The 13,275-nt window shown below is 72.4% G+C and carries 15 protein-coding genes; 9 read left to right on the top strand and 6 right to left on the bottom strand.

What is annotated here, in order from left to right:
* Nucleotides 1–73: 73 nt before the first annotated feature.
* Complete coding sequence (locus ABD056_RS21380; protein WP_343870132.1) at nucleotides 74–808, top strand: pyrimidine 5'-nucleotidase; 735 nt, start codon at nucleotides 74–76, stop codon at nucleotides 806–808.
* Here ABD056_RS21380 and ftrA read toward each other — a convergent pair.
* Nucleotides 792–1,820, bottom strand: coding sequence for a transcriptional regulator FtrA (gene ftrA / locus ABD056_RS21375; RefSeq protein WP_343870130.1), 1,029 nt, complete (start codon nucleotides 1,818–1,820; stop codon nucleotides 792–794). The genes ABD056_RS21380 and ftrA overlap by 17 nt on opposite strands.
* A gap of 80 nt (nucleotides 1,821–1,900) precedes the next feature.
* Between ftrA and ABD056_RS21370 the strand changes: the two genes are divergently transcribed.
* The 3 genes from ABD056_RS21370 (at nucleotide 1,901) to ABD056_RS21360 (ending at nucleotide 4,007) form a co-directional block, all read left to right on the top strand.
* A complete protein-coding gene (locus ABD056_RS21370) occupies nucleotides 1,901–2,296 on the top strand; it encodes a rhodanese-like domain-containing protein (RefSeq protein WP_343870128.1) in 396 nt (131 codons plus the stop codon).
* Nucleotides 2,297–2,368: 72 nt separating this feature from the next.
* Nucleotides 2,369–3,646, top strand: coding sequence for an NAD(P)/FAD-dependent oxidoreductase (locus tag ABD056_RS21365; protein ID WP_343870127.1), 1,278 nt, complete (start codon nucleotides 2,369–2,371; stop codon nucleotides 3,644–3,646).
* A gap of 130 nt (nucleotides 3,647–3,776) precedes the next feature.
* Nucleotides 3,777–4,007: a hypothetical protein gene (locus tag ABD056_RS21360; protein ID WP_343870125.1), complete on the top strand. Its 231-nt coding sequence runs from the start codon at nucleotides 3,777–3,779 to the stop codon at nucleotides 4,005–4,007.
* A 33-nt stretch (nucleotides 4,008–4,040) separates the two neighbouring features.
* Here the strand turns inward: ABD056_RS21360 and ABD056_RS21355 are convergent, their stop codons facing one another.
* The gene (locus ABD056_RS21355; RefSeq protein WP_343870123.1) at nucleotides 4,041–4,604 is read right to left on the bottom strand and encodes a hypothetical protein; all 564 of its coding nucleotides are present in this window, start codon (nucleotides 4,602–4,604) and stop codon (nucleotides 4,041–4,043) included.
* A 201-nt stretch (nucleotides 4,605–4,805) separates the two neighbouring features.
* Here ABD056_RS21355 and ABD056_RS21350 point away from each other — a divergent pair, with 201 nt between their 5' ends.
* The 3 genes from ABD056_RS21350 (at nucleotide 4,806) to ABD056_RS21340 (ending at nucleotide 7,084) form a co-directional block, all read left to right on the top strand.
* A complete protein-coding gene (locus ABD056_RS21350) occupies nucleotides 4,806–6,224 on the top strand; it encodes an MFS transporter (protein WP_343870121.1) in 1,419 nt (472 codons plus the stop codon).
* Nucleotides 6,225–6,299: 75 nt separating this feature from the next.
* Entirely contained in the window at nucleotides 6,300–6,536 is a 237-nt protein-coding gene (locus ABD056_RS21345; protein ID WP_343870120.1) for a hypothetical protein, read from the top strand.
* A gap of 53 nt (nucleotides 6,537–6,589) precedes the next feature.
* Nucleotides 6,590–7,084, top strand: coding sequence for a hypothetical protein (locus ABD056_RS21340; protein WP_343870119.1), 495 nt, complete (start codon nucleotides 6,590–6,592; stop codon nucleotides 7,082–7,084).
* Between the two features lie 7 nt (nucleotides 7,085–7,091).
* On the opposite strand, the gene ABD056_RS21335 is transcribed toward ABD056_RS21340, so the two are convergent.
* Nucleotides 7,092–7,964 (bottom strand): SDR family oxidoreductase, encoded by an 873-nt coding sequence (locus ABD056_RS21335; RefSeq protein WP_343870117.1) that lies wholly within the window; start codon nucleotides 7,962–7,964, stop codon nucleotides 7,092–7,094.
* Nucleotides 7,965–8,045: 81 nt separating this feature from the next.
* Here ABD056_RS21335 and ABD056_RS21330 point away from each other — a divergent pair, with 81 nt between their 5' ends.
* Nucleotides 8,046–8,822: a tetratricopeptide repeat protein gene (locus tag ABD056_RS21330; protein ID WP_343870116.1), complete on the top strand. Its 777-nt coding sequence runs from the start codon at nucleotides 8,046–8,048 to the stop codon at nucleotides 8,820–8,822.
* 31 nt (nucleotides 8,823–8,853) lie between these two features.
* On the opposite strand, the gene ABD056_RS21325 is transcribed toward ABD056_RS21330, so the two are convergent.
* The gene (locus ABD056_RS21325; protein ID WP_343870114.1) at nucleotides 8,854–10,149 is read right to left on the bottom strand and encodes a DUF3422 family protein; all 1,296 of its coding nucleotides are present in this window, start codon (nucleotides 10,147–10,149) and stop codon (nucleotides 8,854–8,856) included.
* A 192-nt stretch (nucleotides 10,150–10,341) separates the two neighbouring features.
* Between ABD056_RS21325 and tldD the strand changes: the two genes are divergently transcribed.
* A complete protein-coding gene (gene tldD, locus ABD056_RS21320; RefSeq protein ID WP_343870111.1) occupies nucleotides 10,342–11,775 on the top strand; it encodes a metalloprotease TldD in 1,434 nt (477 codons plus the stop codon).
* Nucleotides 11,776–12,054: 279 nt separating this feature from the next.
* On the opposite strand, the gene ABD056_RS21315 is transcribed toward tldD, so the two are convergent.
* Entirely contained in the window at nucleotides 12,055–12,939 is an 885-nt protein-coding gene (locus ABD056_RS21315) for a LysR family transcriptional regulator (protein ID WP_343870109.1), read from the bottom strand.
* Nucleotides 12,936–13,275: putative sulfate exporter family transporter (locus ABD056_RS21310; protein WP_343870107.1), on the bottom strand; the 340-nt coding region annotated here is incomplete at its 5' end. The genes ABD056_RS21310 and ABD056_RS21315, both read right to left, overlap by 4 nt.

Raw genomic sequence — 13,275 nt, 5'->3', positions numbered from 1 at the left:
CCAGCCTCGCGCAGCTTACTGCCGACGCTGGGCAAGACATACAAGGGACCACAAACAAAAGGACACCCCACCCGTGGCCGAGAACCGGACTCCCCTCGAACAGGCCGAGACGCCCGACAGCCCCAATGCGCCGGGGCTGGAGCATGTCGAGGACTGGATCTTCGACCTCGACAACACGCTCTATCCCGCCACGTCCAGCCTGTTCCCGCAGATCGACGTGCGCATGAAGGAATTCATCGCCACTTTCCTGAAGGTCGATCCGCATACGGCGTTCGAGATCCAGAAGCGCTATTACCACGAGTACGGCACCACCCTGCGCGGGCTGATGCTGAAGCACGGGCTGGAGCCGGACGAGTTCCTGGCCTATGTCCACGACGTCGACCATTCGGTGCTGGAGCCCTGCGCCGCCCTGGATGCGGCGCTGACGGCGCTCCCGGGGCGCAAGCTGATCTTCACCAACGGCAGCGAACGCCATGCCGAGCGGGTGCTGGAGACGCTGCAGCTGGCGCATCACTTCGACGGCATCTTCGACATCCGGGCGGCGCAGTTCATCCCCAAGCCGCAGCCAGAAACCTATGCCGCCATGCTGCGCCACTTCTCGGTGCGGCCGGAAGTGTCGGCCTTCTTCGAGGACAGCGCCCTCAACCTGAAGCCGGCGGCGGAGATCGGCATGACGACGGTGTGGGTGCGGCCGCACGACGTGCAGTGGTTCCGCCACACCCACGACCTCAGCTACTGCCACCACATCACCGACGATCTGGTGGAGTGGCTGGAGGCGGCGGGCAAGACCCTCAGCCCGCGGCCCTGACGGCACTGCTACCGCCGGCGAAGGCGCGGCGGTAGTCGGTGGGGCTGACGCCGACCCGCAGGCGGAAGTGGTGGCGCAGCGTCGCCGCCGAGCCGAAGCCGCAGGCGGCGGCCAGGTCTTCCATGGCCAGCGCCGTGGTCTCCAGCAGGTCGCGCGCCCGCGCCACCCGCCGGGCGGTGAGCCAGTCGCCGGGGGTGGTGCCGGTGGCGGCCTGGAAGCGGCGCAGGAAGGTGCGGCGGCTGAGGCCGGCGCGGGCCGCCATGGCGTCGATGCTCACCCCCACCGGCAGCTCGTCCCCCAGCCATGCCAGCACGGCGGCGAAGCGCCCCTCGGCGCGGGCCTGCACCGGGCGGTCGATGAACTGCGCCTGGCCGCCTTCCCGGTGCGGCGGCACCACCAGCCGGCGGGCCACCATGTTGGCGATGCGCGGCCCGAAATCCTTGCGCACCACATGCAGGCAGAGGTCGATGCCGGCGGCGCTGCCGGCGGAGGTGAGCACGTCGCCCTCGTCGACATAGAGCACGTCGGGCTCCGCCCGCACCGCCGGGTAGTCGCGGGCGAGGATCGGCACATGCCGCCAGTGGGTGGTGGCGCGGCGGCCGTCGAGCAGCCCGGCAGCGGCCAGCACGAACACGCCGGAGCAGATGGAGACCAGCCGCGCGCCGCCGGCATGGGCGGCGCGCAGGGCATGGAGCAGGGCAGCCGGCGGCCGTTCCTCGCGGTCGCGCCAGCCGGGGATGACGATGGTGCCGGCGGTCGCCAGCAGGTCGAGACCGCCGTCGGCCATCACCCGCACGCCGCCGGTGGCGCGCAAGGGGCCGGGGTCGGCGGCGGCGACGGCGAAGGAATACCAGTCCGGCCCCACCTCCGGCCGCGGCAGGCCGAACACCTCCACCACGATGCCGAACTCGAAGGTGCAGAGGCCGTCATAGGCCAGGGCGACGACGCGGCGGCGGCGGGCGTCGGCGGGGAGGGAGGCAGGCGGGGCTATTGGCATGATCTTCACGAACATCGTCCCTGGTGCCGATTTCCCACCTCTACCGCCGCCGCCACACTGGCGCAACCGCAACCATCCGCCGCAGGAGACCCGCCATGCCCAGTGCCGTTGCCGCCGTGCCCGCCGCCGCCCCCGAGGTGGCGCTCGCCCACTTCGAGTCGTCCTTCACCTTCGAAACCGATTGCTGGGACGTCCATGATGCCTTTGCGCAAGGGGCGGTGGACTTCGTGCTGCTGGACGCGCGCGGGCCGGACCTGTTCGCTGCCGGCCATGTGCCCGGCGCCGTCAACCTGCCGCACCGCAAGATCATCGCCGCCACCCTGCGCGACTGGCCGCCGGAGACGCTGTTCGTCGTCTACTGCGCCGGCCCCCACTGCAACGGCGCCGCCCGCGCGGCGGTGCGGCTGGCGCGGCTGGGTCGGCCGGTGAAGATCATGGCCGGCGGCGTCACCGGCTGGCTGGACGAAGGGTTCCCGCTCGCCCGGACCTAAACGGCCGCCGCCGACAACCCCCGCCTGCCGTCCGCCGTTGCCATGGGGGTTCCTCATGGACGGAGGTGACGGATGGCGGAGACAGAGCCGCGGGTGGTGATCATCGGCGCCGGCTTCGGTGGCCTCGCCTGCGCCCAGGCGCTGGGCGGGGCGCCGGTGCGGGTGACGGTGGTGGACAAGAACAACTACCACCTGTTCGCGCCGCTGCTCTACCAGGTGGCGACGGCCGCCCTGTCGCCGGCCGACATCGCCGAACCCATCCGCCGCATCCTGCACCGCCACCGCAACATCGACGTCCGCATGGGCAAGGTGAGCGGCGTCGACACCGCCGGCCGGCAGGTGATCCTGTCCGACGGCGCCCGCCTGCCCTACGACCGGCTGGTGGTCGCCACCGGCTCGATCTACAGCTATTTCGGCCACGAGGCGGAGTGGCAGCGCCATGCCCCCGGCCTCAAGACCATCGAGAACGCCCGCGAGATCCGCGCCCGGCTGCTCTATGCCTTCGAAAGCGCCGAGGCCATCACCGACCCCGAGGAACGGCGGCGGCTGATGACCACGGTGGTGGTCGGCGGCGGCCCGACGGGCGTGGAGATGGCCGGGGCGGTGGCGGAACTCTGCCGCTACACCCTCAGCCGCGACTTCCGCCACATCGACCCGCGCCAGGCCCGCGTGCTGCTGATCGAGGCGGCGCCGCGCATCCTCGGCCCGTTCCCGGAAGACCTCGCCCGCTACGCCGAGCGGGCGCTGGAGGCCAAGGGCGTCAAGGTGGTCACCGGCGCCATGGTCGACAGCATCGAGGCCGACGGCGTGGTGGTCGGCGGGCGGCGCATCCCCGCCGGCACCATCGTCTGGGGCGCCGGCGTGAAGGCGGCACCGGCCGCCGAGTGGCTGGGGATCGAGCCGGCCAAGGGCGGCCGCATCGCAGTCGAGCCCGACCTGTCGGTGCGCGGGCTGGACGGCGTCTATGCCCTTGGCGACGTCGCCCTGGCGGCGGGCGAGGACGGCGCGCCGCTGCCCGGCCTCGCCCAGGTCGCCAAACAGCAGGGCGAGCATCTCGGCCGGGCGCTGGCGCAGCTGGCGCGGGACGGCACGCCGGTGCCCGCCTTCCGCTTCCGCAGCCGCGGCAACACCGCCATCGTCGGCCGCAACGCCGCTATCTTCGACTTCGGCCGGCGGCGGCTGAAGGGGCGGCTGGCGTGGCTGCTGTGGGCGGTGGTCCACGTCTGGCTGCTGGTGGGCTTCGAGAAGCGGATGCGGGTGTCGTTCCAGTGGCTGTGGCGGTGGCTCACCTACCAGCGCGGCGCCCGCATCATCACCCGCGAGCCGCCCGATGCCGAGAAGCAGCTGTGACAATTTTCTGTCAGGCTGGCAGCCGGCCGCCTTTCGCCATAAACCGGTGATAGGACAAGCGGGCGGCGGCCTTCGCCGCACCCCGTTCCGCAATCAAGACCAACCAAGAGCAACCGAGAGGAAAGAGCGAATGTCGCGCCGCCGGGCCATCGCGGTCGGAGACCATTTCATCAAGACGAGCGATCCCATGCAGCACGTCTGGCGGGTGGACTCCCTCCAGGAATACGGCGACCTGCCGCCGCACACCAAGATCAGGGAACTGAGGACCGGCCAGGTGATCACCATCGCGGTGTCGGCGCTGGTCGACAACCGGCTGTTCCGCCGCGTCGCCAACCCGCCGCCGGAAGACGGCCTGCACTGACCTCGCGCTGCGGCCGGGCGGCGGCAGGCGGCGTCAGTCGCCGGCCACCCGGTTGAGCACCCACAGGTCCTTCACCCGGTCGCCGCTGCCGGCCGGTGGCGGGTCGATGCGGTAGGGCCGGCGGCCGAAGGCGTGGTCGGCGGCGGTGAACAGCCGGCCTTCCAGGTAGTCCTGCCAGGTGGGGGCGGAGGGGTCGCCGTCCCACCGCTCCACCGCCGCCTGCGGGCCGAGGGCGGCGGCGATGGCGTCGGTGAGGTGATCGAGCCGCGCCTGCCCCTCCAGCCCGGCGGCATCGGCGGCGGCGTGCAGACGCTCGCCGTCGAAGGCGCCGGCGAAGGCGGGGTCGGCGATCTCGGTCGCCCCGTCGCGCCACAGGCTGGCGACCATGCGCCCGTCCACCCGGAACACCGCCTGCGCCTCGCGGATCAGCGTCGCCACATGCACGCGGGCCGGCTGCGCGGTGGCGCCGAAGGCGGTCACGATGTCCTGGAACAGGCGGTCGCAGTCGCTCTCCGGGGTGCGGAGGGCGGTGGGGCGGACCTGCCGCGGCGCGGCAGCACTCTCCACGCGGTCGACGACGGTCGAAGGTCGGGTCATGGGCGTGATCCTCTTCGGCGGGCAGCGGCCGTTAAAGCAAAGTTTACGCCAGGGCCAAGCGCTTGGAATTCAAGGCTTTGAGCCTGCGCCGTCGCTGCCCGGCAGGAGCTGCCGGGAACTTGTTGCCCGGTGGCGGCGGTTGTGCCGACAATGGCGGCCCGTAGTCCCCCTCCCGTCCCCCAAGGCCCCGCAGCCGCCACCATGCCCCACGATCATCCGCCGGCTCCGCGCGCTCCCGCCGTTGCCTCGCCCTTGCGCGACGGGGTGTTCCGTCGCCTGTTCGCCGCCCAGGTGACCTCGCTGGTTGGCACCGGGCTGACCACCGTGGCGCTGGCGCTGCTGGCCCACGACCTGGCCGGCGGCGATGCCGGGGCGGTGCTCGGCACCGTGCTGGCGCTGAAGATGGTCGCCTACGTGCTGGTGGCGCCGGCGGTGGGCGGAGTTGCCCACCTGCTGCCGCGCAAGGCGCTGCTGGTTGCGCTCGACGTGGTGCGGGCCGGCATCGTCGCCTGCCTGCCGCTGGTGACCGAGTTGTGGCAGGTCTATGCCCTCATCGTGCTGCTGAACGTGGCGGCGGCGGGCTTCACCCCCACCTTCCAGGCCACCATCCCCGACGTGCTGCCCGACGAGGCGCGCTATACCCGCGCCCTCGGCCTGTCGCGCCTCGCCTACGACCTGGAGGCGCTGGCGAGCCCGGCCCTGGCGGCGGCGGCGCTGCTGGTGGTCAGCTACGACGGCCTGTTCCTGGCCAATGCGGCGACCTTCTGCCTGTCGGCGCTGCTGGTGGCGGCGACGGTGCTGCCCGCCGCCCGGCCGGCGGAGCGCACCCGCGGCGTGGTCGCCAACCTGACCTTCGGGGTGCGCGGCTACCTCAAGACGCCGCGCCTGCGCGGGCTGCTGGCGCTCAATCTGGCGGCGGCGGCCGGGGGCGCCATGGTGATCGTCAACACCGTCGTCTACACCCGCAGCCACCTCGGCCTCGATGCCACCGCCACCGCCTGGGCCATGGCGGCGGCCGGCGGCGGCTCCATGGTGGCGGCGCTGATCCTGCCGCGGGTGCTGAGCGCCGGCCGCAACCGCGTCGTCATGCTGGGCGCCGCCTGCCTGCTGCTGACGGCGCTGGTGCTGGGAGCGGCGCGGCTGCCGGCCTTCCCCGGCCTGCTGGTGCTGTGGGTGTTCGTCGGCCTGTCGACCAGCGCCATCCAGACCCCCGGCGGCCGCCTGCTGCGCCAGAGCTGCCAGCCCGGCGACCGGCCGGCCTTCTTCGCCGCCCAGTTCGCCCTCAGCCATGCCTGCTGGCTGGTCGCCTATCCGGTGGCCGGGCTGGTCGGCGCCGGCTTCGGCCTCGCCGCTGCCTTCTGGGCCGCCGCGGTGCTGGTGGCGGTCGGCCTGGCGGCAGCGGCGGTGATGTGGCCGGCCAGCGAAGCCGAAGTCCTGCCGCACCGCCATTCCAGCCTCGACCACGAGCACCTGCACACCCACGGCGACCACCACGACCACGAGCACGAAGGCTGGGAAGGCCCGGAACCCCACCGCCACCCCCACCGCCACCGCCCGCTGGTCCACACCCACCCCTTCACCATCGACCTCCACCACCCCGACTGGCCGGCGCGGGGGTGAGGCAGGAGTGGGGGAGGACTGCGGGGAGGCTAGGCCACCCTCCCCGTTGCATCGGCCTTGCAATGAGGTTATCTCATGGATGACGAGCAGCGGCAGCCATGGGGCTTGATGATGAGCGCTGGTACTTTTTTCATCGCTGGCGTGAAGCGCTTGACCCACCTTTTCATGTTCATCATCGGCAACCACGACCGGCTGCCGGAGGCGCGCAAGGCTGTCGACAAGGTGAAGTTCGACAGTGAAGGCGCCTATCGCGAGGGGTCGCGACGGGCCAACGCCGAACTGCTGAAGATCCTCGGCAAGCCCCAGTCCTGAAAGCACGCATCATCTTGTGGTCATGATCGTGCCGCGCTAGAAGTGGCGACGACATGTCCTGGGTGGTGTGCGTGGTGATGGGCGAGGACCGCGACTACAACGACGTTTTCGAGAGCTTGGTCCGCCTGGAGGCGCATGGGGCCCTCCCCGGTGTCGAGCACATCGAAGGCTTCATCGCCTACGGCATCTACAAGCACGAAAAGCGGCAGTGGCTCATCGACTTCCGGTCCCGCACCGGGAGGGAGCCGACGGAAGACGAATACCGCGAACATGCCCGTACCTACGGCGCTGCCCGGCGGGAGACGTTGCAGACCTCTGCCCGCGCCATCCTGCGGAACTACCAGCTGGCGGCCGTTGAAAAGAACCGTCGGTGGATGCGTGAGGCGATCACCCTCTACGCCAAGGAGGCGCGCGACCCCTGGCGGCGCGGCTTCATCCAGTCGCTGGCGGCGTCCTTCGTGTTCACCCTCCTGTTGGCCGCCGCTGCCTTCATCCTGGTGGCGCCGCCGGCCGACCTGCTGCGCTGGGTGCGGGAAGCGGTGGGCTGACCTCCCCTTAACCGCTGCTCTCCAGCACCTGCCGCAGGCCCTCGCGGTAGGTGGGGTAGGTGAGGCGGATGCCGAGGTCGGTCTTGATGCGGTCGTTCCGCACCCGGCGGCTGTCGCGGTAGAAGCTGGCAGCCATGGGCGACAGGTCCGCCTCGTCGAAGGGTATCGCCGGCGGCGGGGCGACGCCCAGCAGGCGGGCGGCTTCCTCGATGGGAACCTCGGGCGCCGCCGGCTCGTCGTCGGCGACGTTGTAGATGGCGCCGGGGTCGGGCCGCGCCATGCTGGCCTGCAGGACGGTGGCGATGTCCTCCACATGGATGCGGCAGAACACCTGCCCCGGCTTGATGATGCGGCGGGCGCGGCCGGCGCGGATCATGTCGATGGCGCTACGGCCGGGGCCGTAGATGCCCGCCAGCCGGAAGATGTGGACCGGCAGGCCGTGGCTGCGCAGCAGGTCGAGCCATGCCGCCTCCGCCCCCGCCCGGCGCTCGCTGCGGCTGACGTCGGGGGTCAGCGGCGTGGTCTCGTCCACCCAGCCGCCCTGGTGGTCGCCGTAGACGCCGGTGGTCGACAGGTAGCCGAGCCAGCGCAGGGTCGGCAGGGCGGCGAGGTCAAGGCCGTGCAGCGCCGCCACCGGATCGCCCTCGGCGTCGGGCGGCACCGACACCACCGCATGGGTCACGCCCGCCAGGGCGCCGGCGGGCAGCGGGTGGTCGCGGTCGAAGGGCAGGGTCTCGATGCCCTCGGCCAGCAGGGCGGCGCGCTTGCCGGCGTCGCGGGTGGTGCCGGCGACCTGCCAGCCGAGGCCGCGCAGCCGTCGCGCCAGCACGCTGCCGCTGAAACCGAGGCCGAAGACGAACAGGCGGCCGGGTTCGGTCATGACATCCTCTTGCATTTTCGCCACAGTGCATCCCGACTGTAGGCGCGAGCCGCCGTTCCCTCAAGCCGACCCGGTGCCACCGTGATTGCAAACATCGTCCGCCGCCTGCCGCTGTCCCGCTCCCTCGTCGCCGCTGCCGCCCTGCTGGCGCTGCCCGGCGCCGCCGCCGCCCAGCAGGTGACGGAGGCGCAGATGTACCGCGACTGCATGCGCCTCGCCGCCGAGCAGCCCAAGGAGGCGTGGGAGAAGGCGGGCCAGTGGATCGGCCTGGCCGGTGGCGAGCCGGCCCGCCACTGCGCCGCCGTCGCCCTGATCGGCCTGGAGGAATACCGCGAGGCGGCGGAGCGGCTGGAGATGCTGGCCGTCACCTCCACCCGCGCCGAGGCGGTGCGGGCCGGCATGCTGGCGCAGGCGGCCCAGGCGTGGCTGCTCGACGGCAACACCGAACGTGCCTATGCCGCCCAGACGACGGCCCTGGAACTGCTGCCCGAGGACCCCTCGCTGCTGATCGACCGGGCGGTGACGCTCGGCACGGCCAAGAACTTCAACGATGCGGTGGCCGACCTGTCGCGCGCCCTGACGGCGGCGCCCGACCGCGAGGATGCCCTGGTCTACCGCGCCACCGCCTACCGCTACCTGGATCAGCTGGATCTGGCGCGGGCGGATGTGGACCGGGCGCTTAGCCTCGACCCCACCTCGCCGGGGGCGCTGCTGGAAAAGGGCATCCTGGCGCGGCTGGCGGGCGACGATGCCGGCGCCCGCGAGGCGTGGAAGACGCTGCTCGCCACCGCCGCCCCGGAAAGCCCGGAGGCGGAGCTGGCGCGCGACAACATCGCCCGCCTGGAACTGGGCAACTGAGGCAGCCGGCAGAGGCGGCGGCGCGGCGGCGTCAGTCGCCGTGCTTGACCACCGCGCGGCGCAGGCGTCGGACGCCGATGAACACCAGCCCCAGCACCAGCGGTACGGCGCCCAGCACCGCCACTTCCGGCTTCACCGGCGACAGGCCGGCTTCCTTCAGCCCCTTGGCGATGTAGCCGACCAGGCCGAGCACGTAGTAGCTGATGGCCACCACCGACAGGCCCTCCACCGTCTCCTGCAGGCGCAGCTGGAGTTCGGCGCGCTTGTTCATGCTGTGCAGCAGGTCGCGGTTGTTCTCGTTCAGGCCGATGTCCACCCGGGTGCGCAGCATGTCGCCGGCCCGCGTCAGGCGCTTGGACAGGGCTTCCATGCGGGCGCCGACGTAATCGCAGGTGCGCATGGCCGGCGCGAGGCGGCGGGCGAGGAATTCGGCGATGGTCTGCAGGCCCTCGATGCGGTCCTCGCGCAGGTCGTCCACCGCCCGCTGCACGATGGCATAATAGGCGCGCGACGCCGACAGACGGTAGCTGAGGCCGGACAGCAGCCGTTCGTTCTCCGCCGCCAGGGAGGTCAGGCGCGACAGCAGGCGGCGGTCGCGGCCGGCGTCGCCGTCGTCTTCCGCCAGATGGGCCATGGCGGCGCTGACGCCCTGCTCGATCACCGTCAGGCGCGGCGCCGTCTCGCGCGCCGGCGGCAGGGCCAGCAGCGCCATCAGGCGGTAGGTTTCCAGCTCCAGCACCCGCTGCAGGGTGCGGCCGGCGAGGCCCGGCGTCATGCCGTCGCTGACCACCAGGGCGCGGCCGAAACCGTCGGCAGCCAGCAGGAAATCGGTGAACACCGCCCCGGCGTCGCCGCCCACCCGGCTGCCGACGATGCGGCCGCCGAACAGCGGCGCCGCCTGCTCGGCGGTGCAGGGGGCGGGGTCGAGCACCACATGCAGGCCGACCAGCAGCTTGCCCGGCAGCTGCGCCAGCCAGTCTTCCGGCACCCGCGCCAGGGCCGGCGCGGCAAAGGGGTCGGCGGCATCGCCGGGCAGGCCGGACACCAGGAAGGTCCAGGTGGAAAATTCCGTGTGCCGCTCCCACCGCAGGCGGAAGGGGCCGAGGTCCACCGTCAGGTAGACCGCCTCCGGCCCCGGACCGGCGCGGCCGAAGCGGCGCAGCAGGTCGCCGATCAGCGCCGTCTCGGTGCCGGGCGGCAGCTCGCCCGTCACCAGCGCCAGGTGGGAGACGCGCCAGGCGCCGTCCAGCGGCTCGTAAGGGCGGGCGTGCACCTCGCCGGCGATGGTGTGGCGCAACGGGTGCTGGGTCAGCGGCGGCAGGGACACGGCGGTTTCACATCTTCCGGCAGGGGTTTCCCTTGTTTATCCGCTTCCTTCCCTTGGGGAAACTGCCCGCTTGGGTGGTGACAGGGTCCGCCCGCCGCCCCACATGAGGCAGACCGGCACCCCCACTTCCCCGTTTGCGCCTTGGGCGACGGCGGGTATCGTGGCTGTCCTTTCCGTTTGTTGGAGTGCGTCATGGCCGACATCGCCGTCACCGAGGATCTGTTCTTCACCCGCGCCGGCCTCGACCGCGACCGCACCCTGGCGACGGTGCGCGAGGCGCTGGAGGGCTGCGACGACGGCGAACTGTTCCTGGAATACCGCCAGTCGGAAAGCATCAGCTTCGACGACGGGCGGGTGAAGTCGGCCAGCTTCGATACCCAGCAGGGCTTCGGCCTGCGCGCCGTCGCCGGCGAGGCGACCGGCTATGCCCACGCCAGCCTGCTCGACAACGACGCCGTGGCCCGCGCCGCCGATACGGTGAAGGCGGTGCGCCGGGGCGCCGGCGGCACCCTGGCGGAGCCGCCGGGCGGCACCAACACCAGCCTTTACACTGACGCCAACCCGCTGCCGCTGGTGCCGTTCGAGGAAAAGGTGCGGGTGCTGGCGGAAATGGACGCCTACGCCCGCGGCAAGGACCCGCGCGTGGTGCAGGTGATGGCGTCGCTCACCGGGTCGTGGCAGGCGGTTCACATCGTCCGCGCCGACGGCGTCATGGCCGCCGACATCCGCCCGCTGGTGCGGCTGAACGTGTCGGTCATGGTCAGCCAGGGCGACCGCATGGAGACCGGCAGCCACGGCATGGGCGGGCGCGTCACCTACGACGGCCTGGTCACCGAGGACGCCTGGAAGGCGGCGGTGGACGAGGCCCTGCGCCAGGCGCTGGTGAACCTGGAGTCCATCGACGCCCCGGCCGGCGAGATGACCGTGGTGCTCGGCGCCGGCTGGCCCGGCATCCTGCTGCATGAAGCGGTGGGCCACGGCCTGGAAGGCGACTTCAACCGCAAGAAGACCTCCGCCTTCTCCGACAAGATGGGTCAGCGGGTGGCCGCCCCCGGCGTCACCGTGGTCGACGACGGCACCCTGCCGGACCGCCGCGGCTCGCTGACCATCGACGACGAAGGCACGCCGTCCGGCCGCACCGTGCTGATCGAGGACGGCATCCTGAAGGGCTACATCTTCGACCGCATGAACGCCCGCCTGATGGGCGCCAAGCCGACCGGCAACGGCCGCCGCCAGTCCTATGCCCACAGCCCACTGCCGCGCATGACCAACACCTACATGGAAGGCGGCGACGCCAACCCGGCCGACATCATCGCGTCGGTGAAGAAGGGCCTCTATGCCGTCAACTTCGGCGGCGGGCAGGTGGACATCGTGTCGGGCAAGTTCGTGTTCTCCGCCTCGGAAGCCTACCTGATCGAGAACGGCCGCATCGGTGCGCCGGTGAAGGGCGCCACCCTCATCGGCAACGGGCCGGACGTGCTGACCAAGGTGAAGGCTATCGGCAACGACATGGGCCTCGACCCCGGCATCGGCACCTGCGGCAAGGACGGCCAGGGCGTGCCCTGCGGCGTCGGCCAGCCGACCCTGCTGGTGGAGCCGCTGACGGTGGGCGGGACGTCGGTTTAAGAGCCCTCGCCGGGCGCGGGCGTCCCGCCCGCTTGGCCGCTCGCTCAATGCTCGCTTCGGGCCGGGCTCTGCCCGTCCCGCGCAAAGGGGTGAGGGTTTTTTCTTTGTCCCTCGCCGGGCGGGCGCTGACGCGCCCTTGGCCGCTCGCTCAATGCGAGCCTGGGGCCGGGCGCTGCCCGCCCCGGAGTTTTATTGTCCCTCGCCGGGCGCGGGCGTCCCGCCCGCTTGGCCGCTCGCTCAATGCTCGCTTGGGAGCCTGGTTTCCCCGTGAGCGGGGCGTCATTCCCCCAGCACCAGCGCCGTCAGGGCCTGCGCGGCGCGGCTCTGATGGCGGTCGCGGTGGCGCAGCAGGTGGAAGGCGCGGTCGGGCAGCGCTGGGCCGACGGCGCACAACAGCCCCGCCTCCAGCGCCCCCGCCGCCACCGAGGCTGACAGGGCGGTGGCGCCGGCGCCGGTTTCCACCGCCGCCCGCACCGACTCGTTGGACGGCAGTTCCAGCGCCACCGCCAGGGCGGCGGGGTCGAGGCCGAAGCCGGTGAGCGCCCGCTCGAACTCCGACCGGGTGCCGGAGCCCGGCTCGCGCAGCACCCACGATGTCTGCAGCAGGTCCGCCGGCGTCACCGGCATCTCCGTCGTCGCCCACGGATGATCGGGGGCGACGACGATCACCAGCCGGTCGCGCGCCACCTCGTGGCGGTCCAGCGCCGGGGCATCCACTTCCCCTTCCACGAACCCCAGGTCGGCGGCGCCGTCCTCCACCGCCCGCGCCACCTGGGCGGTGTTGCCGATGGTCAGCCGCACGGCGAGGCCGGGATGCCGCCGCCGCAGCGCCACCAGATGGCGCGGCAGCCAGTAGCCGGCGATGGTCTGGCTGGCCTGCACGGTCAGGCTGCCGCGCTCCAGGGTGCCGAGGTCGTGCAGCACCGCCGCCGCCGCCTCCGCCCGCGCCAGCACGGCGCGCGCTTCGGCCAGGAAGATCCGGCCTTCCTCGGACAGCCGGATGCCGCGGCCGAGGCGGTGGAACAGGGCGACGCCGTGGCGCCCCTCCAGGGCGGCGATGGCGGCGCTGGCCGCCGACTGGGTGATGCCGAGGCCGGCAGCGGCGCGGGTGACATGCTCCGCCTCCGCCACCGCCACGAAGATGCGCAGCTGGTCGAGGGTCATGCCGGCACCACCAGTCGCACCAGCAGCAGCGCGAGGCCCCCCAGGGCGAGCAGCGACAGGGTCACCGCGGCGCTCACCCGCTGGCCGGCGCGGCCCACCGTGCGGACGTCGACGCTGAGGCCGAGCCCGGCCATGGCGACCACCGTCAGTGCCCCGGCCAGCGCGGCGCCGGCCTCGGCGGCGGCGGGCGGGATCAAGCCCAGCAGGTTGAGCCCCATCAGCGCCAGGAAGCCGACGATGAACCATGGCACCAGCGGCAGCGGCCGCGCCGGCGCCTCCGCCCGGGCCGGGTTGCTGCCGGCGGCGCGGCGGCGGTCGGCCAGCGCGAAGGCGAGC

The sequence above is a fragment of the Caenispirillum bisanense genome, from assembly GCF_039523075.1.
Lineage (GTDB): Bacteria > Pseudomonadota > Alphaproteobacteria > Rhodospirillales > Rhodospirillaceae > Caenispirillum > Caenispirillum bisanense.
The sequence above is the reverse complement of the archived record's forward strand: the minus strand, read 5'-3'. Positions and strand labels throughout refer to the sequence as shown.

Excerpts from the sequence above, each read along its gene's own strand:
- ABD056_RS21365 (WP_343870127.1), top strand. The coding sequence starts at position 2,369 with ATGGCGGAGACAGAGCCGCGGGTGGTGATCATCGGCGCCGGCTTCGGT.
- ABD056_RS21370 (WP_343870128.1), top strand. The coding sequence starts at position 1,901 with ATGCCCAGTGCCGTTGCCGCCGTGCCCGCCGCCGCCCCCGAGGTGGCG.
- ABD056_RS21315 (WP_343870109.1), bottom strand. The coding sequence starts at position 12,939 with ATGACCCTCGACCAGCTGCGCATCTTCGTGGCGGTGGCGGAGGCGGAG.
- ABD056_RS21360 (WP_343870125.1), top strand. The coding sequence starts at position 3,777 with ATGTCGCGCCGCCGGGCCATCGCGGTCGGAGACCATTTCATCAAGACG.
- ABD056_RS21340 (WP_343870119.1), top strand. The coding sequence starts at position 6,590 with ATGTCCTGGGTGGTGTGCGTGGTGATGGGCGAGGACCGCGACTACAAC.
- ftrA (WP_343870130.1), bottom strand. The coding sequence starts at position 1,820 with ATGTTCGTGAAGATCATGCCAATAGCCCCGCCTGCCTCCCTCCCCGCC.
- ABD056_RS21350 (WP_343870121.1), top strand. The coding sequence starts at position 4,806 with ATGCCCCACGATCATCCGCCGGCTCCGCGCGCTCCCGCCGTTGCCTCG.
- ABD056_RS21345 (WP_343870120.1), top strand. The coding sequence starts at position 6,300 with ATGGATGACGAGCAGCGGCAGCCATGGGGCTTGATGATGAGCGCTGGT.
- ABD056_RS21335 (WP_343870117.1), bottom strand. The coding sequence starts at position 7,964 with ATGACCGAACCCGGCCGCCTGTTCGTCTTCGGCCTCGGTTTCAGCGGC.
- tldD (WP_343870111.1), top strand. The coding sequence starts at position 10,342 with ATGGCCGACATCGCCGTCACCGAGGATCTGTTCTTCACCCGCGCCGGC.
- ABD056_RS21355 (WP_343870123.1), bottom strand. The coding sequence starts at position 4,604 with ATGACCCGACCTTCGACCGTCGTCGACCGCGTGGAGAGTGCTGCCGCG.